General features: G+C 71.2%; 24 protein-coding genes. 13 read left to right on the top strand and 11 right to left on the bottom strand.

Annotated elements, in window-relative coordinates; all coding sequences use genetic code 11:
• Positions 1 to 7 precede the first annotated feature (7 nt).
• The 3 genes from NCG93_RS10875 to NCG93_RS10865 are packed head-to-tail and all read right to left on the bottom strand — an operon-like array spanning position 8 to position 2,936.
• Positions 8 to 1,216, bottom strand: a complete 1,209-nt coding sequence (locus NCG93_RS10875) for an ABC transporter permease (protein WP_194414077.1) — start codon at positions 1,214 to 1,216, stop codon at positions 8 to 10.
• Positions 1,213 to 2,019, bottom strand: a complete 807-nt coding sequence (locus NCG93_RS10870; RefSeq protein WP_194414076.1) for an ABC transporter ATP-binding protein — start codon at positions 2,017 to 2,019, stop codon at positions 1,213 to 1,215. Before NCG93_RS10870 ends, NCG93_RS10875 begins: the two co-directional genes overlap by 4 nt.
• The gene (locus NCG93_RS10865) at positions 2,007 to 2,936 is read right to left on the bottom strand and encodes an efflux RND transporter periplasmic adaptor subunit (RefSeq protein WP_194414075.1); all 930 of its coding nucleotides are present in this window, start codon (positions 2,934 to 2,936) and stop codon (positions 2,007 to 2,009) included. The genes NCG93_RS10870 and NCG93_RS10865 overlap by 13 nt, the downstream gene beginning before the upstream one ends.
• Positions 2,937 to 3,169: 233 nt before the next feature.
• Here NCG93_RS10865 and secA point away from each other — a divergent pair, with 233 nt between their 5' ends.
• From secA to NCG93_RS10850, 3 genes are all read left to right on the top strand, one after another.
• A complete protein-coding gene (secA, locus tag NCG93_RS10860; RefSeq protein ID WP_194414074.1) occupies positions 3,170 to 6,007 on the top strand; it encodes a preprotein translocase subunit SecA in 2,838 nt (945 codons plus the stop codon).
• A gap of 197 nt (positions 6,008 to 6,204) precedes the next feature.
• A complete protein-coding gene (locus NCG93_RS10855) occupies positions 6,205 to 7,431 on the top strand; it encodes a pyridoxal phosphate-dependent aminotransferase (protein ID WP_194414073.1) in 1,227 nt (408 codons plus the stop codon).
• Positions 7,432 to 7,522: 91 nt separating this feature from the next.
• Positions 7,523 to 7,879, top strand: a complete 357-nt coding sequence (locus tag NCG93_RS10850; RefSeq protein ID WP_194414072.1) for a hypothetical protein — start codon at positions 7,523 to 7,525, stop codon at positions 7,877 to 7,879.
• Between the two features lie 94 nt (positions 7,880 to 7,973).
• On the opposite strand, the gene NCG93_RS10845 is transcribed toward NCG93_RS10850, so the two are convergent.
• Entirely contained in the window at positions 7,974 to 8,411 is a 438-nt protein-coding gene (locus NCG93_RS10845; RefSeq protein WP_194414071.1) for an Rv3235 family protein, read from the bottom strand.
• 130 nt (positions 8,412 to 8,541) lie between these two features.
• Here NCG93_RS10845 and NCG93_RS10840 point away from each other — a divergent pair, with 130 nt between their 5' ends.
• Positions 8,542 to 9,150, top strand: coding sequence for a hypothetical protein (locus NCG93_RS10840; RefSeq protein ID WP_194414070.1), 609 nt, complete (start codon positions 8,542 to 8,544; stop codon positions 9,148 to 9,150).
• A gap of 109 nt (positions 9,151 to 9,259) precedes the next feature.
• Here NCG93_RS10840 and NCG93_RS10835 read toward each other — a convergent pair whose 3' ends face one another.
• Positions 9,260 to 9,541, bottom strand: a complete 282-nt coding sequence (locus NCG93_RS10835) for a helix-turn-helix domain-containing protein (protein WP_194414069.1) — start codon at positions 9,539 to 9,541, stop codon at positions 9,260 to 9,262.
• Positions 9,542 to 9,639: 98 nt separating this feature from the next.
• Between NCG93_RS10835 and NCG93_RS10830 the strand changes: the two genes are divergently transcribed.
• Genes NCG93_RS10830 through NCG93_RS10820 form a run of 3 tightly spaced genes read left to right on the top strand, consistent with a single transcriptional unit; the run spans position 9,640 to position 13,084 of the window.
• Complete coding sequence (locus tag NCG93_RS10830) at positions 9,640 to 10,272, top strand: SAF domain-containing protein (RefSeq protein ID WP_194414068.1); 633 nt, start codon at positions 9,640 to 9,642, stop codon at positions 10,270 to 10,272.
• Positions 10,269 to 11,576 carry a CpaE/TadZ family protein gene (locus NCG93_RS10825; RefSeq protein WP_194414067.1) on the top strand — a complete coding sequence of 436 codons (1,308 nt, stop codon included), beginning with the start codon at positions 10,269 to 10,271 and terminating at the stop codon, positions 11,574 to 11,576. Before NCG93_RS10830 ends, NCG93_RS10825 begins: the two co-directional genes overlap by 4 nt.
• Positions 11,577 to 11,599: 23 nt before the next feature.
• Complete coding sequence (locus NCG93_RS10820) at positions 11,600 to 13,084, top strand: sensor histidine kinase (RefSeq protein ID WP_194414066.1); 1,485 nt, start codon at positions 11,600 to 11,602, stop codon at positions 13,082 to 13,084.
• A gap of 195 nt (positions 13,085 to 13,279) precedes the next feature.
• On the opposite strand, the gene NCG93_RS10815 is transcribed toward NCG93_RS10820, so the two are convergent.
• Complete coding sequence (locus NCG93_RS10815; protein WP_018171995.1) at positions 13,280 to 13,528, bottom strand: WhiB family transcriptional regulator; 249 nt, start codon at positions 13,526 to 13,528, stop codon at positions 13,280 to 13,282.
• 278 nt (positions 13,529 to 13,806) lie between these two features.
• On the opposite strand from NCG93_RS10815, the gene NCG93_RS10810 reads away from it, so the two are divergent.
• Positions 13,807 to 14,163: a histidine kinase gene (locus NCG93_RS10810; protein ID WP_252787513.1), complete on the top strand. Its 357-nt coding sequence runs from the start codon at positions 13,807 to 13,809 to the stop codon at positions 14,161 to 14,163.
• A gap of 70 nt (positions 14,164 to 14,233) precedes the next feature.
• Here the strand turns inward: NCG93_RS10810 and bcp are convergent, their stop codons facing one another.
• From bcp to aroA, 3 genes are all read right to left on the bottom strand, one after another.
• On the bottom strand, positions 14,234 to 14,704 hold the full coding sequence (bcp, locus tag NCG93_RS10805; protein ID WP_194414064.1) for a thioredoxin-dependent thiol peroxidase: 471 nt from the start codon (positions 14,702 to 14,704) through the stop codon (positions 14,234 to 14,236).
• A 92-nt stretch (positions 14,705 to 14,796) separates the two neighbouring features.
• Entirely contained in the window at positions 14,797 to 15,858 is a 1,062-nt protein-coding gene (gene rsgA, locus NCG93_RS10800) for a ribosome small subunit-dependent GTPase A (RefSeq protein ID WP_194414063.1), read from the bottom strand.
• 67 nt (positions 15,859 to 15,925) lie between these two features.
• Positions 15,926 to 17,299: a 3-phosphoshikimate 1-carboxyvinyltransferase gene (aroA, locus tag NCG93_RS10795; RefSeq protein WP_194414062.1), complete on the bottom strand. Its 1,374-nt coding sequence runs from the start codon at positions 17,297 to 17,299 to the stop codon at positions 15,926 to 15,928.
• Positions 17,300 to 17,466: 167 nt separating this feature from the next.
• Between aroA and NCG93_RS10790 the strand changes: the two genes are divergently transcribed.
• Together NCG93_RS10790 and NCG93_RS10785 are read left to right on the top strand one after the other, a co-directional pair.
• A complete protein-coding gene (locus NCG93_RS10790; RefSeq protein ID WP_194414061.1) occupies positions 17,467 to 18,075 on the top strand; it encodes a sigma-70 family RNA polymerase sigma factor in 609 nt (202 codons plus the stop codon).
• The gene (locus tag NCG93_RS10785) at positions 18,072 to 18,314 is read left to right on the top strand and encodes a zf-HC2 domain-containing protein (RefSeq protein ID WP_194414060.1); all 243 of its coding nucleotides are present in this window, start codon (positions 18,072 to 18,074) and stop codon (positions 18,312 to 18,314) included. The genes NCG93_RS10790 and NCG93_RS10785 overlap by 4 nt, the downstream gene beginning before the upstream one ends.
• An 18-nt stretch (positions 18,315 to 18,332) precedes the next feature.
• On the opposite strand, the gene NCG93_RS10780 is transcribed toward NCG93_RS10785, so the two are convergent.
• Positions 18,333 to 19,232, bottom strand: a complete 900-nt coding sequence (locus NCG93_RS10780; protein ID WP_194414059.1) for a diacylglycerol kinase — start codon at positions 19,230 to 19,232, stop codon at positions 18,333 to 18,335.
• Positions 19,229 to 20,836 carry an FAD-binding oxidoreductase gene (locus NCG93_RS10775; RefSeq protein ID WP_252787512.1) on the bottom strand — a complete coding sequence of 536 codons (1,608 nt, stop codon included), beginning with the start codon at positions 20,834 to 20,836 and terminating at the stop codon, positions 19,229 to 19,231. Before NCG93_RS10775 ends, NCG93_RS10780 begins: the two co-directional genes overlap by 4 nt.
• Positions 20,837 to 20,930: 94 nt before the next feature.
• Between NCG93_RS10775 and NCG93_RS10770 the strand changes: the two genes are divergently transcribed.
• From NCG93_RS10770 to NCG93_RS10760, 3 genes are all read left to right on the top strand, one after another.
• Entirely contained in the window at positions 20,931 to 21,524 is a 594-nt protein-coding gene (locus NCG93_RS10770) for a TetR/AcrR family transcriptional regulator (protein WP_194414058.1), read from the top strand.
• An 82-nt stretch (positions 21,525 to 21,606) separates the two neighbouring features.
• Entirely contained in the window at positions 21,607 to 23,151 is a 1,545-nt protein-coding gene (locus NCG93_RS10765) for a glycerol-3-phosphate dehydrogenase/oxidase (RefSeq protein WP_252787511.1), read from the top strand.
• Between the two features lie 193 nt (positions 23,152 to 23,344).
• Positions 23,345 to 24,739, top strand: a complete 1,395-nt coding sequence (locus NCG93_RS10760; protein WP_194414056.1) for an APC family permease — start codon at positions 23,345 to 23,347, stop codon at positions 24,737 to 24,739.
• The last annotated feature ends 43 nt before the right edge of the window (positions 24,740 to 24,782 follow it).

Genomic DNA, 24,782 nt, shown 5'->3' with positions numbered 1-24,782 from the left:
CGGCAGGCTAGAAGCGCAACGCGTCGATCACGTTCGAGCGGACGGCGACGAGAGCCGGGATGAAGCCGGCCAGGGCGCCGATGAGGACGGCGGCGACGAGCCCGGTGACGGCCGCGCGCATCGGGAACGGCGGGACGTCCTGCATCCCCTGGAACATGTCGAGCACGAACGGGGCCTTCAGGATCGCGACGGCGATCGCGATGCCGACGACGCCGGCCACCGCCGTCGCCACGACGGACTCGAGCATCACCGACGAGAAGATGCGGCTCCCGGTCGCCCCGAAGCTGCGGCGGACGCCGATCTCGCGGATGCGCTGGCGCATGGCGACGAGCTGGATGTTGACCAGTCCCAGACCGCCGAGCAGCAGCACGAGACCCGCGATCCCGCCGGTGACCAGCTCGAACGTCTGGGCGTACTGGGCCTGATCCGGTCGGGACGCCCAGTCGGTGCGGCTCACCATGACGTCGACGCCGTCGAGGCCCGCCCGCAGATCGGCGGCGAGGGCCGGGCCGATATCCGCCGCCATGTCTTCGGGCACCCACGCCTCCCACATGACCGCCGTATCGGCGGGAAGGATGCCGCGGCGCGCGGTGTAGTCCTCGTAGAGCATCGTCATGTGCTTGTCCTGGTCGCCGGCGTACTCCCGCGGCGTCACGCCCACCACCGTGTAGGACCCGCCGACGTCGCCCTGGATCTGCAGGGCGAAGCCGGTCGCGAGCGCGGGACTGCCATACGTCTCCCAGAGCGCCTCGGTGATCACGACCGGGGGAGAGGCGAGCTCGGCGTCGGCGTCGGTGAACCAGCGCCCTTCGAGGAGCGGCGTGCGGTGGATCACCGGATAGGCCGGGTCTACGAGGCGCGTCGACACCTGTCGCACCTGCTCCGGCGTCTGCAGCGGCAGCATGACGGGGTCGACGATCCGCGTGAAATGCGAGAACTGGTAGCGCTCGGCGACCCGATCGACGTGCGCCCCGAACTCCTCCCAGTCCATCGGCGCGCCGTCGGTGCTGTTCGCCATGAACTGGATCGTCGCCGGGCGACCGCCGAACCGGTCGGACTGCTCGGTCATCTGCTGCTGCTGATATTCGCTCAGGGCGACGACCGCGGTGATCGCTCCGACCGACACCGCGATGCCGATGAGGCTCAGCAGCACGCGCAGCTTGTGATGGCGGATCTCGGACCACGCCTCGCCCAGCGCGCCGACGAGGCCGCTCACGAGGCCACCTCCACTGGCTCGGCCTCTGCCGCGGGCTCAGGATCCGTCCCGTCGTCGACGCTCGCTGCGAGCCCCGACGCGTCGGCAGCGGCAGCGTTGGCGGGCAGGTCGAGTGCGAAGGCGGTCAGCACGCCGGCGTCCAGCCGGTAATGACGGCGGGCGCGGGCTGCGACGTTGAGGTCGTGGGTGATCGTGACCAGCGCGGCGTCGGCCTCGGAGGCGATCTCGTCGAGCAGGGACATCACGGATGCCCCGGTCTCGACGTCGAGCGCACCCGTGGGCTCATCCGCCAGGATGAGCGCCGGCCGTCGCACCAGGGCCCGTGCGATGGCGACGCGCTGCTGCTCACCACCGGAGAGCTGCTCCGGGGTGGACTCGATGCGGTGGCCGAGTCCGACGCGCTCCAGCATGCGGGTCGCCGCCGTGCGGCGGGTCCAGAACTCCCGCCCTCGGGCGTACCCGAGCGGCATCATCACATTCTCGAGCGCGGAGCGCCCGGCGAGCAGGTTGAACTGCTGGAAGACGAACCCGACGTTGCGTCCGCGCAGCCGGTCGAGCCGAGCCTTGCGCATGCGGCGCACCGGCTCGCCACGGAACGCGACGCTGCCCTCCGAGGGCGCGTCCAGCATGCCCATGAGGTTGAGAAGCGTGGATTTACCCGAGCCGCTGCGTCCGACGATGGCGACGTGGTCTCCCGCGGCGATCTCGAGGTCGATGCCGCGGAGGATGTCGAGGCGCGTGTCGTCCGGCAAGATGACGTGCTTGGCGACCCCCTCGAGGCGGACGAGGCTCACCAGTTCCATCCCTGCGGCTCGCAGTACTCGCCGCCCATGCCGTCGTCGTAGCAGACCGGCTCGTCGTCTGCGGCACTTCCGGGAACGTACTGGCGCACCTGCTCGCCCGCTTCCAGGCCGCTCGTGACCTCGACGATGGTGCCGTCGTTCACGCCGAGCGCGACATCCCGCTCCTCCAGTTCGCCCGTGCCGGCATCCACCCACACCACACCGGTGCCGTCCCCGCCCTTGACCGCGGTCGTCGGCACGACCAGCACATCCGACACGGTGCCGAGGTCGATGTCGAGCTGCGCCTGCAGTCCCGCGAACACCGTCTGGTCCGACGGCACCGCGCAGGTCACGGTCGTGGTGCCGTCCTCGGCGACCTCGACCTTCAGGCCCGTGCACGTGAAGGGCGCCGGACCGCCCTGGATCGTCACCGACCCCTCGGCGGGTGCTCCTTGCAGGCGGTAGAGCTGCACCGGCTCGACCGTGGCCTGCACGTGGTACCTCGCCGGGGTGAGCTTCGCCAGCTCGCCCCCGATGGACGCGGGCTGACCCTTGACGACCGCGAGCTCGCTGACATCTCCGGCCTCGGCCGCGACGACGTCGACGTTCTTCACCGGGTCCGCCTGCTTGATCGTGAAGAGCTTCTGCCCTGCCGCGACCGCCTGGCCCTCCGAGACATGCACGGCGGTGACCGTCCCGTCGGTCTCCGAGCGGACCGGGTACGCGGCATCCCTCGCGATCGTTCCGGGGAGGCTCAGCGCGTTGACGACCTCGCCTTTGTCGACGACCACCACGGGGTCCGAGATCTGCGCACTGGGCTCCACTGCGGCGGCGGGCGCCTGATCCGGGAAGAACGCGATCTTCACGAGTGCGACTGCTGCCGCGCCGAGAATGACCACCATCAGGATCGGGAAGATCCATCGCCGCCAGACAACCATGTCGTACCTCTCCGTAGGGGCATACCGAGTATGTAGTCACCGAGTATATGCATACTCGGAAAGCACGAAACGGATGCCGAGTCCCGGCGCGTCCCGCGGCCCCGGCGCATCCACACCCAGCGCACACCAAGGTCACGGGTGGATAACATAGGCAGGTATGCCTGGGGCCATGCGCCCGGGCAGCATCGGCGGCGTCGCAGCCGCACCCGAAAGCCTGAAGATGGAGACACTCCGTGGCCAACCCCCTCGAGAAACTGCTTCGCGCCGGTGAGGGTCGCATCCTCCGGCGGCTCCAGCAGGTCGTGAAGGCCGTCGGCGCCTTGGAAGAGGACTACGAGCACCTCACCGACGAAGAGCTCCGGGGCGAGACCGCGGAGCTGCGGGCGCGCTACCAGGCGGGCGAGACCCTCGACCACCTCATGCCCGAGGCGTTCGCCGCCGTCCGGGAGGCCGCCAAGCGCACGCTCGGCCAGCGCGCCTACGACGTGCAGATCATGGGCGGCGCGGCCCTTCACCTCGGCAACATCGCCGAGATGAAGACCGGTGAGGGCAAGACGCTCACCGGTGCGTTCCCCGTGTATCTGAACGCGATCGCCGGCGAGGGTGTCCACGTCGTCACCGTCAACGACTACCTCGCGTCGTATCAGTCCGAGCTGATGGGCCGCATCTACCGCGCCCTGGGCATGACCACCGGCACGATCGTCGCCGGCCAGACGCCCGAGGTGCGCCGCGAGCAGTACAACGCCGACATCACGTACGGCACCAACAACGAGTTCGGCTTCGACTACCTGCGCGACAACATGGCGTGGCGCAAGGAAGACCTCGTGCAGCGCGGGCACTTCTACGCGATCGTCGACGAGGTCGACTCGATCCTCATCGACGAGGCGCGCACCCCGCTCATCATCTCGGGACCGTCGTCGGGGGAGGCGAACCGCTGGTTCGTCGAGTTCGCGAAGATCGCCAAGACGCTCGAGCCCGGTGTCGACTACGAGGTCGACGAGAAGAAGCGCACCATCGGCGTGCTCGAGCCCGGCATCGAGAAGGTCGAGGACTACCTCGGCATCGACAACCTGTACGAGTCGGCGAACACCCCGCTCATCTCGTTCCTGAACAACTCGATCAAGGCGCTCGCCCTCTTCAAGCGCGACACCGACTACGTCGTGATGAACGACGAGGTCATGATCGTCGACGAGCACACCGGTCGCATCCTCGTGGGCCGTCGCTACAACGAGGGCATCCACCAGGCGATCGAGGCCAAGGAGGCCGTGCCGGTCAAGGCCGAGAACCAGACCCTCGCGACCGTCACGCTGCAGAACTACTTCCGCCTGTACGACAAGCTCGCCGGCATGACCGGTACCGCCGAGACCGAGGCGGCGGAGTTCATGTCGACGTACCAGCTCGGTGTCGTGCCGATCCCGACCAACAAGCCGATGATCCGCAAGGACCAGTCCGACCTCGTCTACAAGAACGAGACGGCGAAGTTCGCGCAGGTCGTCGAAGACATCGCGCGACGGCACGAGACCGGCCAGCCGGTGCTGGTCGGCACGGTCAGCGTCGAGAAGAGCGAGTACCTGTCGCGCCTGCTCGCGAAGAAGGGCATCAAGCACGAGGTCCTGAACGCGAAGAACCATGCGCGCGAGGCCGAGATCGTCGCCCGCGCAGGGCGCCTCGGCGCCGTCACCGTCGCGACGAACATGGCCGGCCGCGGCACCGACATCATGCTCGGCGGCAACGCCGAGTTCCTGGCGGTGCAGGAGCTGAAGGCTCAGGGCCTCGACCCCGAAGAGACGCCGGAGGAGTACGAGGCCGCGTGGACCTCGGTCTACGAGGAGACCCGCGACCGCGTCGCGTCGGAGGCCACCAAGGTCGTCGAAGCCGGCGGCCTGTACGTGCTCGGCACCGAGCGCCACGAATCGCGCCGCATCGACAACCAGCTGCGCGGCCGTTCGGGTCGTCAGGGCGACCCCGGTGAGAGCCGGTTCTACCTGTCGCTGACCGACGACCTCATGCGGCTGTTCCAGTCCGGCGCCGCCGAGGCGATCATCGCCCGCACGAACTTCCCCGACGACGTCGCGATCGAGTCGGGCATGGTCACGCGCGCGATCAAGTCGGCGCAGAGCCAGGTCGAGGGGCGCAACGCCGAGATCCGCAAGAACGTCCTCAAGTACGACGACGTGCTCAACCGGCAGCGCGAGGCGATCTACTCCGACCGGCGCCACATCCTGCAGGGCGATGACATCGCCGACCGCGTGCAGCACTTCATCGAAGACGCCATCAACACCGTCATCGACGACCACACCGGGTCGGGCCACAGTGAGAACTGGGACTTCGACGCACTGTGGACCGAGCTGAAGACGCTCTACCCCGTCGGTGTCACGATCGACGAGGTCGTGGCCGAGGCCGCGGGACGCAAGGGCGGCATCACCGCCGAGGGCCTCAAGCGCGAGATCCTCTCCGACGCGCGCATCGCATACGAGAAGCGCCAGACCACGCTCGGTGAGGCGGCGACGCGCGAGCTCGAGCGTCGCGTGGTGCTGCAGGTGCTCGACCGCCGCTGGCGCGACCACCTGTACGAGATGGACTACCTCAAGGACGGCATCGGCCTGCGCGCCATGGCCCAGCGCGACCCGCTGATCGAGTACCAGCGCGAGGGCTACCAGATGTTCCAGGCGATGATGGGGCAGATCAAGGAGGAGTCGGTCGGCTACCTCTACAACCTCGAGGTCGAGGTGCGCCGTCAGGGTGAAGCCGGAGCCGAGCAGGTCACGCAGGTCGAGGCCAAGGGCCTCGGTGCGCAGCCCGTCGAGACCCAGCGCCTGCAGTACACCGCGGCGAACGACGCCGGCGAGGTCGAGGTGCGCAACGACCGTGGCCAGGTGGAGCAGGCGGCGACGCGGCTGCGTCAGGCCGCGGCCGCCGCGGCGGCCACCCCGGCACAGCCGCAGCAGGCGCCGGCGGCCGAGCCGCAGCGCGGTGCCTTCGGCCAGCGGACGGATGCCGAGGCTCCTGCCGCGCAGCAGGCACCGCTGAACCGGGCCCAGCGCCGCGCCTCCGAGCAGCGCAAGAAGTAGCGGGCGCGCGACCCGGCGTCCGACGCCGGGTAGCGGCATCCGCTCGCCCCCGACAGGGGTTCCGGCTCGTACGGGACGAACTCTCGCGGATCCGCGGGTGCGTGCCGGACGCCCTGTTGTCGGTGGCCGATGCGGGCCGCGCCGGCCGGGCCACGTGGAGTCCATTGGCCCTCGCCGGCCGCGGATATCCTGAAGCGATGAGTCCCCTCCGTACCCTCGACCAGTCGAGCAAGCTCCAGAACGTTCTCTACGAGATCCGTGGGCAGGCACTGGCCGAGGCCGACCGGCTGGAGGACGAGGGCTACTCGATCCTCAAGCTCAACACCGGCAACCCGGCGGTGTTCGGCTTCGAGGCGCCGTTCCAGATCGTGCGCGACATGATCGAGGCTGTGCCGCACGCACACGGCTACAGCGACAGCAAGGGCATCATGTCGGCCCGGCGCGCCGTCGTGTCGCGGTACGAGCAGGTGCCCGGCTTCCCGCAGTTCGATCCCGACGACGTCTACCTCGGCAACGGCGTCTCGGAGCTCATCACGATGACGATGCAGGCGCTGCTCGACGAGGGTGACGAAGTCCTGATCCCGGCGCCGGACTATCCGCTGTGGACCGCGATGACGAGCCTCGCCGGAGGCACGCCGGTGCACTACCGCTGCGACCCCGACGACGACTGGCAGCCGGATCTCGAAGACATCCGCGCGAAGGTGACGCCGCGCACCAAGGCGATCGTGGTGATCAACCCGAACAACCCCACGGGCGCCGTGTACAGCCGCGAGGTGCTCGAGGGTCTCGTCGAGATCGCCCGCGAGAACTCGCTGCTGCTCCTGTCGGACGAGATCTACGACCGCATCCTCTTCGACGACGCCCAGCACATCCCACTCGCGACGCTCGCCCCCGATCTGCTGTGCCTCACCTTCAACGGCCTCTCCAAGACCTACCGCGTGGCGGGCTACCGCTCCGGCTGGCTGGTCATCACCGGTCCCAAGAAGCACGCGGCGGGGTTCCTCGAGGGGATCCAGCTGCTCGCCTCGACGCGCCTGTGCCCCAACGTCCCCGCGCAGCACGCGGTGCAGGCTGCCTTGTCGGGCGTGCAGTCCATCGACGCGCTCATCGCTCCCGAGGGTCGGCTGCACGAGCAGCGGGATGCCGCGTGGGAGGGGCTCGAGCGCATCCCCGGTGTGACGTGCTCCAAGCCGAAGGGCGCGCTCTACGCGTTCCCGCGGCTCGACCCGAACGTGTACGAGATCCGCGACGATGCGAAGCTCGTCTACGACTTCCTCGTCGCCGAGCACGTGCTGCTCGTCCAGGGAACGGGTTTCAACTGGCCCACTCCCGACCATCTGCGCATCGTCACGCTGCCGGAGGCGCGCGTCCTGTCGGAGGCGATCGAGCGTCTCGGCAACTTCCTGTCGTCGTACAAGCAGTGAGGTCCTGCGCGAGGTGGGCGTAGGGTGCCGCCGGCCGCGGCATCCGTCAAGACCCTCGCTCAAGGCCCCGGCTCGGACATAGCGTCGCGGCATGTCCATCGAACTGAACCAGCCGGCGCTGCGCCATGCCCGAGCGCTCATCCGGGACGGCAAGGTCGTGCGCGATGAACGCGACGATTGGTCGGAAGCGGCCCCCACCGCCGAGGAGGAGAACTCGTTCATCGAGCGAGAAGGGTGGACCGAGTACTCCCACTGGCATCTCGGGGTCGACCGTCGCGAGAACAGGGAGACGAAGCAGGCGTACTCGTTCCCGATCGGCGACTTCACCCGCGTGCATCGATCGGGAGTCATCTCGGCCGAGAGTCGTGCGGGCCAGTACGACCACTACGAGATCCGCGACGCGCTGCGGGCACTCCTCGAGCTGATCGACAAGGACGAGCAGGACTGACGAAGGGGACTGACGACGGGGCCGGCCACATCGTCGGGGCCGGCTCCGCCGCCGGATCTGCGTGCGGCGTCTTCCGCAGCGCTGCGTGCGGGTCTCAGAGCAGCGCCAGGGAGGTGGCGCGCCAGCGCCCGTCCATGCCCTCGATGCGTACGGCGAGCGCGCGCGTGCGCGCGGGACCGCGGACCACCACGACCGCTTCGATGATGCCGTCGGCGGGCGAGGACTGGTGCACCGACAGGATCGCGTGCACGGGACGCTTCGCCGCGACGCCGCGGGCGCTGCGCGCACGCGCAGCCAGGTTCGCCCGCGCGAGGAGCTTGCGGTAGGCGTCTTCGGTGAGCCAGCGCCCCAGCTGGTCGACCTCGCGCACACCGGCGAAGACTTCGAGAACGCCGACCGTGAGGTTGCGCAGGAACGGATCGGGTGCGGGGAGCGCGGTGGAGGGCGTCCGCTGCGGCGCGAAGAACTCTGCGAGTTGCGTGCTGCGGAACGCCTGGGGTGCGCGGGCTGTGGCCGCGGGCTTCGTTGCCATGGGTGCCTATCTCGACAGGGGGGATGTCTTCCGGACAGTAGAACACACGGCGAACTCACAGGAAAAATCCGCGGGACGAGCCTGTGGATAACTCGAGGGCCGATCCGTGGCTGTGCCCTACTCTCACTGAGTGCGCTGGGACCGGTTCTTCGACGACCTCGAGGATCAGCTCGCGTCCGAATGGGAGGCCGAACGGGCCGCGCTCGACACCGAGGCCGAGCGTCTGCGGCTCTCGCGGGTCCAGCTCTCGGAACGGTTGAGCCTCCTGGGCGCACGGGATGCGGCCGCACCCGCCGTTGCGTCGTTCGATCTCGCCGACGGCGCGACCCTGCGGGCGTCAGTGACGGGCGTGGGGGCCGACTGGGTCGCCCTCGCGCTCGCTGAAGGCCCCGGCGGGGCGGTGGTGGTGCCCTTCTCGGCGATCTCGGCGATCGGGATGCCGCACGCCGACCTGCTGCGCACTGCTCGGCCGGCGCCGCCGAGGTCGCCCCTCGCCGATCGGCTCACCTTCGGCTTCGTCCTGCGGGACCTCGTCCGGCGCCGCGCCGGCGTCGCGGTGCATCTCGGCTCGGGGCGCGTGCTCACAGGTACGATCGACCGCGCCGGCGCGGACCACCTCGACATCGCGCTGCATGAGCCGGGTGCGCCGCGGCGCACCGACGCGGTCGCGGGCTACCGTCTGGTGCCGTTCAGCGCCGTCGCGTGGATCCGTGCGGACGAGGCTCCCGCGCTGCCCTGACAGCCTGCGGCGCTGCACTCACTCGGCTGCTCGCGCGGCCCGCACCGGTCGGCGCCGGCGGGGGAGAACGTCGACCCCGTCGCGCACCTTCATCGCGCGGGGCCTCGGCTCAGTCGGTCTTGCGGACGAAGCCGCCGCCCCAGAGCTCCGGGAAGCTCGCGGTCTGCGACTGGCGCCACAGGGCCATCCGCCGCGCCTCCTCCGCCTGCTCGTCGAGGTACTCGTCCACGCTCGCGGCCTCCACGCGCCAGCGCGCCGGCGCACCGACGCGCAGCCCACGCAGGCGACCCTCGAGCACCAGCGCCATGACCTCGTCGACGGAGACGCCGAGCACCTCGCCCACCTGGGCGGGGGCGAGCAGACGCACGTTCGACGTCGGGTCATCGGACATGCCCCCATTATGGACCCGCCTCCGGGGTACGGGCCGGGCGCTGGGTGCCCTGTGGATAACGCGCGACGCCGTCTCGCGGAGTCGGCGACGATGGACCCATGACGGCCCACAGCGACCCTGTCCGCACCCCGCGACGCGCCTTCTGGGGCGACGCGCGGTTCTTCCTCGGCGTGCTGCTCGTGGCAGCATCCGTCGTCGGTGTGTGGCTGGTGGTCTCGGCCGCGCGGCAGACGGTGCCGGTCTATGCGGCGGCGCACACCATCGTGCCCGGCGAGGCGATCGGCGCCGGTGATCTCAAGGTGGTCGACGTCGCACTCGGACCGCTCGCGGGTACCTATCTCACGGCCGATGACCTCCCCGAGGCGCACGTCGCGACGCGCACGATCGAGGCGGGCGAGCTCGTGCCCGCGGCATCCGTCGGCGACCCGTCCGCTGCCCGCACCACCAGCGTCGTCGTGCGCAGCGCCGTCGACGTGCCGGCCTCCGTCGAGGCGGGCACCGTGGTCGAACTGTGGTCGGCGCCGCTTCTCGAGCAGGGCGCATACGACGAGCCCCGGATCCTCGTGGCCGACGCCACGGTGGTCTCGGTGACCCGCGACGACTCCATGATGGGCGGCGGTGCAGCCGCGCTCGAACTCGTCATTCCTCGCGCCGACGTGCCAGCGACACTCGCCGCGATGGCGGACGAGTCCGCGCTCTCCATCGTGCCGACGGCGGGCGCCGGGTCATGAAGGTCGTCGTCGCAGTCGACGGGGCGGCTCTCCTCGTCGACGGGCTGCGCCGCGAGGGCATCGACGTCATCGCGGAGGTCGGCGCCGCGGCGCCGGCTCTCGCGGCGACCGATGGGATGCTCGGCACCGACGCCGAGACGCTGCTGCGGGCGCTCGCCGATGCCGACGCTCTGATCGTCTCGGTCTCGCGCGCGACGATGTCGCCCTCCGTCGTCGCGGTGTGCGACCGCGCCGGGACGCGCGTCGTGCCGCTCGTCGAGGACGCGGCCGGCGAGCGCGTCGCGGCGGCCTGCGGGTTGGAGGCGCCGCTGAGCCGTCAGGCCGAGCCATGGCGCATCGCCGAGGCTCTCTCGGCCGGACCCGCGGCGGCGGCGCCCCCGGCCGCTCAGCGCCCCCAACCGCGTGTGATCGCGGTGTGGGGAGCCGCCGGCGCCCCCGGCCGCTCGACCGTCGCGACAGAGCTGGCCGTGGAGCTCGCGCGAGGCGGCCGGCACGTGGCTCTCGTGGACGCCGACACCCAGGCGCCCTCGCTCGCTCTCACGCTCGGGCTCGCCGACGAGGGACCCGGCTTCGCCGCCGCCTGCCGGCAGGCGGAGTTGGGCGGCCTCGACGCCCGCGAGCTCACGCGCATCGCGGTGCCGCTGGGTCGCACCGGCGTCGACGTGCTCACCGGCATCAACCGTCCCTCGCGCTGGCCCGAGCTGAGCGACCGCCGCGTCAGCGCCGCGCTCGCCGCCTGCCGCCAGTGGGTCGACTTCACCGTGGTGGACGTCGCCTCTTCGCTGGAGCGGGACGAAGAGATCGTGAGCGACCTCGACGGTCCGCGGCGCCACGCGGCCACCCTCGCCACGCTGCGTGCCGCCGACCTCGTCGTGGCCGTGGTGGCCGCCGACCCCGTCGGCATCGCCCGGTTCCTCCGCGGGCATGCCGATCTGCGTGCCACGATCGGTGCGACGCCGGTGGCGGTCGTCGCGAACCGCCTGCGCCCGGGCACCCTGGGCATCGATGCCCGAGGCCAGGTGCGGCGCACGCTGGACCGGTTCGGCGGCATCGAGGACGTGTGGTTCCTGCCGCAGGATCCCAGGTCGACGGATGCCGCGATCCTGGCGTCGCTGCCGATCGCCGAGGTTGCGCCGCGGTCGCCGCTCACCTTGGCGCTGCGCCGCTTCGTCGGCGAGGCGGTCGTGCCGGCGCCGGAGCCGCGGGCGATGCCCGGCCGGCGGCGTGGCAGGGGCAGCGACCGGGGCCGCGGCGCTGCGCGCGCGGTCCCCGACGTCGCTCGCGCCGGTGCGCCGGTGGGGTGAGCTCGGCGCTCTAGGCTGGGTGAGTGTCGACCCTCAGCGATCTCGTCTACGCCCAGGGCCGCTCCAGCGAAGAAGACGTGGAGTGGCTGCACCGTCTCGCGGGGGATGGTCAGCTCCTCGCCGATCTGGCGTTCGCCGACATCGTGCTCTGGGTGCCGACATCCGACGACTCGTTCGTCGCCGTCGCCCACACGCGGCCGGGCGGTGCGGCGACCCTCTTCTACCGCGACATCGTCGGCGACCGAGTCCGGCCCCAGTGGCGCACCCAGGTGCGCGAAGCCTTCCAGACCGGGGCGATCGTCGACTCCGCGTCGCCGGACTGGTTCGAAGAGACGCCGACCCGCGTGCGCGCCGTGCCGGTCGCGCGCAGGAGCGGAACGACCGCCACGGTCATCGGTGTGCTGACCCGGCACACCAACCTGGGTGAGGCGCGCATCCCCTCGCGCCAGCAGATCACCTTCAACGACTGCGCCGACGACCTCTTCGGCATGATCGCGTCGGGCGACTTCCCCGACCTCGCCGCGCCGACGTCCCCGCGTCGCGGAGCACCCCGCGCATCGGACGGGCTGATTCGCCTCGACGTCGACGGCATCACGACCTTCGCCAGCCCCAACGCGCTGTCGGCGTTCAACCGTCTCGGCTTCGACGACGAGCTCGAGGGGGAGTCGCTCGTCGAGGTCGTCACCGGGATCCTTCCGGCGACGCGCCAGTTCGACGAGTCACTGCCGGTGGTCGTCACCGGGCGCGCCCCGTGGCGTGCGGACCTCGAGGCACGCGGCGTGACGGTGTCGCTGCGCACCATCCCGCTGCGCGACCACGGCACACGCATCGGCGCCATCGTGCTCTGCCGTGATGTGACGGAGATCCGCCATCAGGAGCAGGAGCTCATCACCAAGGACGCCACGATCCGCGAGATCCATCACCGCGTCAAGAACAACCTGCAGACCGTCGCGTCGCTGCTGCGCATCCAGGCCCGTCGCTCGCACACCGAACAGGCCCGCGATGCGCTCACCCAGGCGATGCGGCGCGTCTCGGCGATCGCCGTCGTGCACGACACCCTCTCGGAGGGACTGGCGCAGAACGTCGACTTCGACGAGGTGTTCGCGCGCGTGCTGAAGCTCGTCGCCGAGGTCGCGGCGGCCCCGAACACGCGCGCCCGCACGCACTCGACCGGCCGCTTCGGCACCCTGCCGAGCGAATACGCCACGCCGCTCGCGCTGGCGCTCACGGAGCTCGTCACGAACGCCGTCGAGCACGGGCTGGCCGGTCAGGAAGGCGACGTCGAGATCATCGCCGAACGCGGCGACGACCGGCTCGAGGTGCGGGTTCGCGACACGGGCTCGGGGCTGCCGGAGGGCCAGGTCGGCCGCGGTCTCGGGACGCAGATCGTGCGCACCCTGATCCAGGGCGAACTCGGCGGCACGATCGACTGGCACACGATCATGGGCAGCGGCACGGAGGTCACGATCGACATCCCACTGCGCTACATCGAGCGCGCCAAGGCGTGACCCGCGGGCGGCGTCTGGCGATGCCGCGCCTGACCGCGCGAAACAGGGGATTCGCACCCAGACAGGGGGCATCGCCCCCGGTCTCAGCCAGAGTCCCCTGTTTCGTCGCTGAGCGCGCGCCCGGGCGGGGCGTGCGGCCGGCAGCACACGCGACGACACCCGGGCGCCGAAGCGCCCGGGTGTCGTCGTGATGCGTCAGGAAGCGCGGCGGGCGCGCGCGGCGCGGCGCTTGAGCGCGCGGCGCTCGTCCTCGGAGAGGCCACCCCACACGCCGGAGTCCTGCCCGGTCTCGAGGGCGTATTGCAGGCAGATCTCGGTGACGGTGCAACGTGCACACACCGACTTGGCCTTCTCGATCTGATCGACGGCCGGACCGGTGTTCCCAACGGGGAAGAACAGTTCGGGGTCGACGGTCAGGCAGGCGGCCTTGTCGCGCCAGTCCATGGTGGTGCTCCTTGTAACAGAGGGGTGGGGATGCGGGTCGGTTCGGGTCCGATACCCTGTGGGATGTGCGAGATTGACTCGCCCCACGTCGCTGTGGGAGCACACGGCTTCACCAATCGTCCCATAGCGGTTTACCTGAATCAAGGGTTGATCGGCGGGTTTTCGTAGGACTTGCTGAGTGTTCCCTCTGTGACCTGGAGGGTTCGCACAAACCACTGTGCAGCGCGAGAGGAAGTCGACGGAGAATGCGGACAAACCTGTCCGGAAGGATCGCCGCGGTGCTGGTCGGGCTCGAAGGGCTTGGCCTGGCGGCGCTCACCGTGCGCGAGGTGATCGCGATCGCGACGGGCGATACCAAGTCCATCGGCAGCGCGGTCGCGCTCGCCGCATTGACGCTTGTCGGCGCCGCAGCGGTCGTCGCTTTCGCCGTCGCCATCTGGCTCGGCCAGTCCTGGGGAAGATCCGGCGGGATCGTCGCGCAGCTGCTGATCCTGGCGGTCGCCCTCGGCGCGGCGACGGGCAGCTTCGCCGATCCGTCGATCGCGTGGGCTTTGGCCATCCCAGCCCTGATCGTGCTCGTGCTGCTGGTGCTTGCCGTGCGGGACGCCGGGCGCGCCGCGCGCCGGAGCGATTGACGCCCCCCTCGCACCGCGCCCTCGTTCTTCCGCGTCCTCAGCAGTCGATTCCGCCCGAGGGCGAAAAAGGCTAGACGCCGAGAAGCGCCCGCACGCGTGCGACGTGACCGGTCGCGCGCACGTTGTACAGCGCGTGAGAGATGCGCCCCTTCTCATCGATGACGAAGGTGGAGCGGATGACGCCCATGAACGTCTTGCCGTAGTTCACCTTCTCGCCCCACACGGCGTACTTCTCGTGCACGGCGTGATCGGGGTCGCTGAGGAGGTCATAGGTGAGGCCGTCGCGCTCGCGGAACCGCCGGAGCTTCTCCGGCTCATCGCGCGAGATGCCGAAGATCGTGTAGCCCGCAGCCTGCAGCGGTGCGAGGCTGTCGCGGAAGTCGCACGCCTCCTTCGTGCAGCCGGGCGTCATCGCCTCGGGGTAGAAGAAGAGGATCACGCGTCGTCCCCGCAGATCCCTGAGCGTCACGGCCCGCTCGTCCTGATCGACGAGGGTGAAGGCGGGGGCGAGAGAGCCGGGTTCGAGGCGCGTCGTGGTCACCGCTCCACTTTAGGTCGCGACTCTCGGTTCCGAGCAACGAGCAACGAGCACCGGGCAGCGCCGAAGGCGGGCCACGAGACCCGCGACGCCGGTTACGCGCCGGACTTGTGGGACTTCTCGGCGAAGGTCTCGAGCAGCCGCTGCAGCGAGTCGAGGCGGGCGGGGCCGCCGGGCCCGAGGCGGCCCTCTTCCACGGCCTCGACGATGGCGCAGTCGGGCGCATCCGGCAGGTGGGTGCAGCCGCGCGGGCACTCCTCGGCCACTTCCGCGAGATCCGTGAAGGCTCGGAGGATGTTCGCGGGGTCCACGTGCCCGAGGCCGAAGGAGCGGACGCCCGGCGTGTCGATGACCCATCCGTTGCCGCCCGCGCCCCGGTAGCGCAGCGACACCGTCGAGCTGGAGGTGTGACGCCCGCGCCCGGTGACCACGTTGACATGGCCGGTCGCCCGTCGGGCGTCCGGCACGAGGGCGTTGACGAGCGTCGACTTGCCCACGCCCGAGTGTCCGACGAACACTGTCGCGTGCCCCTCGAGCGCCGCGCCGATCCGCTCGAGCGGCATCTCGTCGCGTCCGCTCGTGAACACGACGAGGTCGAGGCCTTCGAAGTGCGCCAGGAAGGCGCCGGGGTCGGCGATGTCGGTCTTCGTCACCACGAGGAGGGGACGGATGCCGGCATCCAGCGCCGCGACCAGGTAGCGGTCGACGAGCCGTGGGCGGGGCTCCGGGTCTGCCGCCGCGACGACCACCAGCATCTGGTCGGCGTTGGCGACGACGACGCGTTCCACCTGATCGGTGTCGTCGGCGCTGCGTCGCAGCAGCGACGTGCGCTCCTCGATGCCGACGATGCGGGCGAGGGTGCCCTCGTCGCCCGAGGCGTCGCCGACGACACGAGCACGGTCCCCGGTGACGATCGGCATCTTGCGCAGCTCCCGCGCCCGCACGGCGAGCACCGTGCGCTCCTCGGGCTGATCCTCGTCGAGGAGCACGGTGTAGCGGCCGCGATCGACGCCGAGCACGCGGGCGATCTGGGCATCGCTGTGCGCGGGCCGGCGTTTGGTGCGCGGCCGGTTGGCCTTGGGGTTCGGCCGCATCCGGATGTCGGCCTCGTCGAAGTCCGACTCCTCGTCGTCGTCGAGGTCGTCCAGCCAGCTCATGCCGCCGCCCTGGGCTGCTTCACCGTGGTCATCCCGTCAGCTCCGCCACCGACCGCGCTCCGCCCGATCACGAGGCGCGCATCGTCTCCTCGGAGAGGCCGCCTTCGGCGTGCTCGCCGTCCAGCATGCGACGCCAGATCTGCGGGAACTCCGGCATCGTCTTGGCGGTGGTGCCGATGTCGTCGACCTCCACACCCGGCACGGCCAGGCCGATGAGCGCACCGGTCGTCGCCATCCGGTGGTCGTGGGAGGCGTGCCAGACGCCGCCGTGGAGCGGCCGCGGGACGATGCGGATGCCGTCAGGCAGCTCCTCGGCCTCTCCGCCCAGGCCGCGCAGCTCGGCGACGAGAGCGGCGATGCGGTCGGTCTCGTGTCCGCGGATGTGGCCGATCCCGTGGAGGGTCGAGGGCGACTCGGCGAAGGCGGCCAGCGCGAAGATCGTCGGGGTGAGCTCGCCCGCGGCGGACAGGTCGAGGTCGACGCCTTGGATGCCGGCGCCCGCCGTCACGGTGAGCGCGCCGCCCCGACGGACCACGCGCGCCCCCATCAGCGACAGGATGTCGGTGAGCATCGCGCCCGGCTGGGTCGAGTGGGCGGGCCAGCCGGTGACCGACACGGATCCGCCCGCCACCATGGCCGCAGCGAGGAAGGGCGCCGCGTTCGAGAGGTCCGGCTCGATGGCGACATCCTTGCCGCGGATCGGACCAGCCGGCACGATCCACTCGCCGACACCGGGACGCTCGACGTGCACGCCGCGGTGGGCGAGCGCCTCGACGGTCATGTCGATGTGGGGGATGCTCGGAAGCCGTTCGCCCGCATGCCGCAGCTGCAGGCCGACGTCGAATCGGGGTGCGGCGAGCAGCAGACCCGACACGAACTGGCTCGACGCGCTGGCGTCGATCGTCACCTCTCCGCCGCGCACATGACCATGGCCGCGGATGATGAACGGCAGCGCCCAGTGACCGCCGTCGTCGATGTCGACGCCGACATCGCGCAGCGCCGTGATCATGGCGCCCATGGGCCGGTGCAGGGCGCTCTCGTGCGCGGTGACGGTGACGTCGCCGCGTGCGAACCCGCCCAGTCCGGCGACGAACCGCATGACGGTGCCGGCCTGCCCGCTGTTCACTTCGGTGTCGCCGCGCAGCGGCCACACCGGCGTCACTTCGATGTCGTCGCCGTACCGTCCGTCGCCCGGAACCAGCTCGATCCCGACGCCGAGCGAGCGCAGCGCCTCGATCATGCGTGCCGAGTCGTCGGAGTGCAGCGGGGCCGTCAGGCGGCTCGGACCGTCGGCGAGCGCGGCCAGGATGAGCTCGCGATTGGTCAGGGATTTCGAGCCGGGCACGGTCACGCTGGCGTGCAGGGGTCCCTCCGCCAGGGGTGCGTGCCAGTGGCCGCGCTCGGTCGGCGCGGAAGTGGGGGAATACCCGTCGGCTGTCATCGGGTTCTACCCTACTGAACCCGGCACCAACCAGCCGGGAGCCACCCACCGAGCGGAGCCGGATGTTCGCCACTCTCGATCGCCTCGATCTCGAGGCGCCGCTTCACCACGAGCCCCTCACACGGGTCCCGGACGGCGTACAGGCCGCCGCCGTAGACTGGCGCGTGATGAGCGACCCGATCGACCAGACGGACCAGGTGCAGGATCCGCGCACGCAGTTCGAAGAGCAGGCACTGCCCTTCATGGATCAGCTGTACGCCGCGGCCATGCGCATGACGCGTAACCCCGCGGACGCAGCCGACCTCGTCCAGGAGACCTTCGTCAAGGCGTTCGCCTCGTGGAAGACCTTCACGCAGGGGACGAATCTCAAGGCCTGGCTGTACCGCATCCTCACGAATACGTACATCAACACATACCGCAAGAAGCAGCGCGAGCCGTACCAGGGCACGATCGACGACCTCGAGGACTGGCAGCTCGGCGGCGCCGAGTCGACCACGGCATCGAGCACCCGCTCGGCCGAGGCCGAGGCGATCGACCACATGCCCGCGTCGGTCGTGAAGGATGCGCTGCAGTCCATCCCGGAGGACTTCCGGCTGGCGGTGTACCTCGCGGACGTCGAGGGCTTCGCCTACCAGGAGATCGCCGACATCATGAAGACCCCCATCGGCACTGTCATGAGCCGTCTGCATCGTGGCAGGCGCATGCTTCGTGAACTGCTGGCCGACTACGCAAAAGAGCGCGGCATCGCGACTGCCGCCACGAGGAGCACCAAATGACCGACTGCGGCTGTGACAAGGCACGGCGCGACCTGGAGGAGTACCTGCGCCACGAGGTCTGCAAGACCGAGCAGAGCGACATCGCCGAGCATCTCGAGAACTGCGCCGGCTGCCGCGACGAGGCTCTCGTCGCGCGCACGCTCACCGAGGTGCTGGCCCGGGCCTGCAAGGAGAGCGCTCCGGAAGAGCTCCGCGATCAGGTGCTGGCGAAGCTGCGGGCGGTCCAGGCGGCGCACTGACGCCGCGCGCGCCGGCCGTCAGCCGGCGGGCGTGAAGATCGTGAGTGTGCCGGGCGCGACGTCGATCGTGAGGGGCAGCGCCCCGATCGGGTCACCGTCCGCATAGGCGGTGACGCCCGGCGACGAGAGCCGCACCGAGCGCACGCGCCGGATCGACACCTCGGGCACCGTGCCGTGAGTGCCGCGGTAGACCCGCGGCAGCAGGCGTGCGAGCCGGAGGCGTCCTGCAGGGCGTACCAGCACGAGATCCAGGAGTCCGTCGGCCGGATCGGCATCGGGACAGATCGGGATGCCGCCGCCATACGTGCGCCCGTTGCCCACCGTCGCCATCACGAGGTCGCCCTTCAGGGCATCGTGCGTCCCGTCCGCCAGTTCGGCGTCGACCTCGTAGGCGATGCCGGAGAGCGTCAGGAACTCCACGAGGATGGCGATGTTGTACCGGGAGCCGCCGCGCGGCCACCGCATCGCGTTGGCGCGGTCGTTGACCTTCGAGTCGAAGCCGCTGGCGAGCACAGACCCGAAGTAACGGGTCGAGCCGTCGTCGCGGGTCACGCGCGCCAGATCGATGCGGCGGGTCCGGCCGCCGGCGATCGCATCGGCGGCAGCGGTGACGTCGAGCTCGCGCAGCCCCAGGGTCGCCGCGAAGTCGTTGCCCGTGCCGGAAGGCACGATGCCCAGCGGGATCCCGGTGCCCGCGACCTCCTGGATCGCGAGGTTCACCGTGCCGTCGCCGCCGGCGACGGCATCCACTCCCAGCTCGATCGCGGTGCGCAGCAGCTCGGAGGACTCCGCCGCGCTGCCGCCGCTCAGGACCGAGGTCTGCACGCCGTGGCTCCGGAGGCGCTCGGCGGCCCGGGTCGCCGCGCCGGTGTGGGCGCCGCCGCGTGCCGCGGGATTGACGAGGAGCGCGACCCTCATGCGCGTTCGGTGGGGGCCGGCGGGACCACGAGTGCGCCCGGGTTCATGATGCCCGTCGGATCGAGCACGGCCTTCACCGCACGGAGGACCTCGACACCCAGGGTGCCGATCTCCGCCTCCAGGTACGGACGGTGGTCGCGCCCGACGGCGTGATGGTGGGTGATGGTGCCGTGGGCGTCCGTGATGGCGTGGGACGCGGCATCCTTCGCCCGTCTCCACTGGGTCTGCGGATCGTCGGTGAGCGCCGCGACCACGGTGAAATAGAGCGACGCGCCCGCCGGGTACACGTGCGAGATGTGGCAGAGCACGATCGGCTTCGTGCCGGTCGCGGCGAGGCTCTCGGTCAGCGCGGTGGTGACGGCGCGCTTGAGGGCGGGCAGGTTGGCCCACGTGGTGGCGGTCTCGAGCGTCTCGGCGAGTACGCCGGTGTCCATCAGCGCGTCGCGCAGAGCCGGAGACGCGAAGCGTCCCCGCTCCCACGATCGGGCCGGATCCTCCCCGCGCGACGTCGCGCCGTGGGCGGTGAAGACGCGGTCGAGGTCGTCACGTGCGGCTTCGGCTTCCGAAGCGGTCGCGCTCTCGAAGGTGGCGACGGCGAGGCATCCGCGCAGGCGGGTGAGATGGCCGCCCATCGCGGCGTTCACGCGCGTCTCGGTCTCGTCGCTGAGCCGCAGGACGGTGGGACGGATGCCGCGCTGCGTGGCCTCGCGGAACGCCGCGGCACCCGACATGAAGTCGGGGAACGACCACGCGCGATAGGCGGTCGCGGCGGGGACGGGGCGGACCCGGACCGTCACCTCGGTGAGGACGCCGAAGGCCCCTTCGGAGCCGAGGAACAGCTGGCGCAGATCGGGCCCGGCGGCACTCGCGGGGGAGCGGCCGAGGGCGAGGTCGCCCGCCGGGGTGGCGACACGGAGCGCGTGGACGAGGTCGTCGAAGCGGCCGTACCCCCGCGACGCCTGGCCGCTCGAGCGTGTCGCGGCGTAGCCGCCCAGCGAGGCGTAGGCGAAGCTCTGGGGGAAGTGGCCGAGCGTGAGGCCGCGTGCTCCGAGCATCTCCTCCGCCTGCGGCCCGGTGGTGCCGGCGCCGAACGTCGCGAGCAGCGACACCTCGTCGAGCGCGAGGAGGGCGGCCGTGCGGGTCAGGTCCAGCGCGATCACTGCGTGATGAGCGCCCCGGTCGGGGTCGACGCCCCCGACGACCGACGTGCCGCCTCCGAACGGCACGACGGCGATGCCGCGGGCGGCACAGAGACGCAGCACGGCGCCGACCTCGTCGTGGTCGGCGGGCGAGGCGACGGCGTCGGGAGCCGCCTGCGGATCGTCGAGCCGGCGGCGCAGAAGGTCGGGCGTGCTCTTGCCGCCGAGGTGCAGCACCCGGCCTTCGTCGGTGCGGGTCAGGTGCGCATCGCCGAGGATCCCGGCGAGCGCGTCGAAGTCGGCATCCGGGAGCAGCGACGGGGTGAGTCGGGGCGCGGCGCGGCGCCGCACGGGATGCGCCTTGCCGGGCAGCAGGGTCGCCACGATGGCCTTCGCCGCGGGAGGCAGGCGGGCGGGCTCGGTACCCCAGGAGTCCCAGGAGCTGCGGGGGCGGGGTGTCGGCACGGCGAGAGGACGCGGGGGAGCGGCGTCGCCCGGAGGGTCTGTGTGCGCCGGCGCAACCATGGCGACAGTATGACACATTCTGTATGGTTGTCACATGGCTGAGGGAGCGCCCGACACGGAGACGGCGATCCTCGACGCTGCGCTCGAGGAGGTGCTCGCGCACGGGATCCGCCGGACGACGGCATCCGATATCGCGCGCCGCTGCGGCATCGCACGTCAGACGCTGTACCGCTACTGGCCGGACGCGCAGGCCGTGTTCGCGGCCCTCGTGACGCGCGAGCTCGTCGCGGCCCTGCCCGCCGGCGAGCGCGAGTGCGCCGACCTGAACGAGCTTGCGGGGCTCCTCGTCGAGACCGCCGACCACGTGCGCCGGCTGCCGCTCGTCGATCGCCTGCGCGACACCGATCCGGAGCTCTTCGCGCACTACATCCTCGACCGGCTGGGCAGAAGTCAGCGCGCGATCCACGCGGAGACCGCGCGGCGCATCACGGCAGGACAGCGGGCGGGATACGTCCGCAGCGGCGATCCTGCGCAGCTCGCCGCGATGGTGCTGCTCATCGCCCAGTCCGCGGTGCAGTCGGCACCTCTCGTGGCCGAGTGGCTCCCGGAGCAGGCGTGGCGCACCGAGCTCGGGCTGGCGCTGCGCGGGTACCTCGCGCCCGGCGATGGAGAGGCTGGGCCACGGTGACGCGCCGCAATCTCAGTGTCGCACCTACATTATGTTGGCGATTCATTATGTGCTGCGGGCATAGCTCGTGACGGAGCGAATCGTGGGACGTACGCCCTCGCCCACCGCCCTCACCGCCGCTCGCCGCGCTCGAGAGCTCGACGCGTTGGCCGAGGGCCGCGAGATCGACGTGCTCGTCATCGGCGGCGGCATCACCGGAGTGGGAATCGCCCTGGATGCCGCGAGCCGCGGCCTGCGCACGGTGCTGGTCGAGCGGCACGACCTCGCGCACGGGACCAGCCGGTTCAGCTCGAAGCTCGTGCACGGCGGCCTGCGTTATCTCGCCTCCGCGCAGATCGCGATCGCGCGGGAGAGCGCCCTCGAGCGCCACATCCTCCTCACCCGCACCGCGCCGCACCTCACGCGACCGCTGGCCCAGGTCGTGCCGCTGCACGGACCCGGCCACCTCGCGCGCGGTGCGTACATCGGACTCGGCTACCAGATGGGCGACGGCCTGCGCCGCGCAGTCGGCACTCCCGGTGCGGTCCTGCCCGGCCCGGGGGCGATCAGTCGCGCCGAGACCCTCCGTCTCGCCCCGTCCGTGCGCGCCGACGACCTGCGGGGTGGGGTGCGGGGCTGGGACGGGCAGCTCATCGACGACGCCCGGCTGGTCGTCGCGGTGGCGCGGACGGCCGCCGGGCACGGGGCATCCGTCCTCACCCGGGTCGAAGCCGTCTCGGTCACCGGCCGTTCGGCGCGACTGCGCGACCTGGTGACCGGCGCGACCGTCGAGGTCGCTGCCCGCGCGGTGGTGAGCGCGACCGGCGTGTGGGCGGGCGACCTCGATCCCGAGGTGCGGTTGCGGCCCAGCCGCGGCACCCACCTCGTGGTCTCGACCGCGCGGTTCGGTGGTTCGGACGTCTCGCTCACGGTGCCGATTCCCGGATCGGCGAACCGCTTCGTGTTCACGCTGCCGGCACAGCACGGGCGCACCTACATCGGACTCACCGACGTTCCGGCGGACGGCCCGATCCCCGATGTCGCGCACGCCACCGAGGCCGAGATCGAGACGCTTCTGGCCACCGTCAACACCGTGCTGGCGGATCCCCTCAAGCGCACCGACGTGCTGGCGACCTTCGCCGGGCTGCGTCCGCTCCTGGCGGGTGCGGAGGACGACGACACCAGCGACCTCTCGCGCCGCCACGCGATCATCGAGTCGTCGTCGGGCGTGCTGAGCATCGTCGGAGGCAAGCTCACCACCTACCGGCGCATGGCGGAGGATGCCGTCGACGCGGTGATCCGCCGCGACCCCGGGCTGCCCTCGCGGCCCTCAGCCACCCGGTCGATCCCGCTCGTGGGTGCGTGGCCCCGGCTTCGACGGAGTGAGATCGCCGCGCCCTCGCGCTTCGTGCGCCGCTTCGGCGCCGAGGCGCCGTACGCCGCCTCGCTCCCGGACGGACCCCCAGCCGCGTGCGGTGTGACACCCCAGGAACTCCAGTGGGGAGTCGCCGTCGAGGGTGCGCTGAGCATCGCCGACCTCCTCGACCGTCGCACGCGGCTGGGGCTGGTCGAGGCGGACCGTGAGGCGTCGACGGATGCCGCGGCCGCCGCGTTCGCCCGCGCCGGGGTCACGCCTCTCGAGGGCTGACGAGCACCGTCGTCGTGCGTCCTCATTCGAGGACGCGAGCCGAGACGAGGACCGACACGCCGTCGCGGGGGCCTCACGTCGGCTCAGCTCCTCAGATGAGGATCGCCGGTGATGCCCCGGGTTGGCAGGAATCCGTCGCGGGACGGCGGGGGGACGGGCGCACGGCAGCGGGTGTCGCGACCACACTGGATCGGTGACACCGCGCCGACTCCCGACCCACGGCCGACTCAGGCCCCAGGGGCGTCCCCGCGGCGGTCTCGGCGTCGTGCAGGGCACGGCGCTGTACGTCGCCGCTGTGCTCGGCACCGGACTCCTGGTGCTGCCCGGCCTCGCGGCCGACGCCGCCGGCCCCGCGTCGATCGTGTCGGTGCTCGCCGTCATCGTGCTCTCGGTGCCGCTCGCGGGAACGTTCGCCGCGCTCGCGGCTCGCTACCCCGATCCGGGCGGCGTGGCCAGCTACGTGCGCCGAGCGCTCGGGCGCACGGCGGCCCGTGCCACCGGCTACTGGTTCTACTTCGGCGTGGCTGCGGGGTTCCCGGTGCTGGCGGCTCTGGGCGCCGAGTACCTGACCGCGATCCTGCACATCGACCGGGCGGCCGTGCCGATCCTGATGTTCGCGTTCCTGGTGCCGCCCTTCGCCGTCAACATGCTGGGCGTGCGGGTGGCCGGATGGGTCCAGTTCGTGCTCACCGGGCTGCTGGTGGGCATCGTCGTCTTCGTCGTGGCCACGGCGTTCCCGGCCGTCGAGGCAGCGCACTTCACGCCGTTCCTGCCGCACGGGTGGGGAGGCGTGGGCAGCGCGATCAGCCTGTTCGTCTGGGCCTTCGCCGGCTGGGAGGTCGGCACGCACATCTCGGGGGAGTTCCGCGACCCGCGCCGCAGCATCCCCCTCGCCACCGCCATCGCGCTCGTGGTGACCGGGCTCGCCTACCTGCTGCTGCAGGTGGTCACGGTGGGCGTGCTGGGGGAGAGGGCCGGGGCCGGCGTCGTGCCGCTCCTGGCGCTCGCCGAAGCCGTCGCCCCCGGGTTCGGCCCGACAGCGATCGGCGCCATCGCCACGATCGTCGTGCTCGGGGTCATGAACGCGTATCTCGCCGCGTTCGGCAAGCTGGGCGCGTCGCTCGCCGCCTCGGGTGACCTGCCGCGCTTCCTCGCGCCCGGCGCCGGTGCCGGGGAGGTGCCGCGGCGGGCGCTGCTCGTGACCTTTGCGATCGCCGTCTTCTACTGCGTGATCGCGCTCGCGACCGGCGGGCACCTGGAGACCTTCATCCTGATCCACACGAGCAACATGGTGTCGATCTACACCGCCGGCATGATCGCCGCCACGCTCATCCTTCCGCGCCTCAGCGCGGGCTGGTTCATGGCCGTGATCGCCGCGGTGCTCTCGGTTGGGCTGTTGGTGCTCGCCGGGGCGAATCTGCTGCCGGCCGCCGTCCTGGCGTGTGCGGCGATCGCCGTGACAGTCTGGCAGCGGCTGCGCCCTTCGCCGCGACCCGCCGTCGAGCCGGGTGGCGGGCGACGGGAGGGTACGCCCGTCGCCGATTCCGGGACTGTCGTCGAGGTGAAGACGACGGCAGTCCCGGCCTGACGCGATCCGGCCCCGGACGCGTCCTCACGTGTGAGGGCGTCCG

Origin of the sequence: Microbacterium yannicii (genome assembly GCF_024055635.1) — a bacterium.
In the GTDB taxonomy this organism is placed as follows: Bacteria; Actinomycetota; Actinomycetes; order Actinomycetales; family Microbacteriaceae; genus Microbacterium; species Microbacterium yannicii.
The sequence above is the reverse complement of the archived record's forward strand: the minus strand, read 5'-3'. Positions and strand labels throughout refer to the sequence as shown.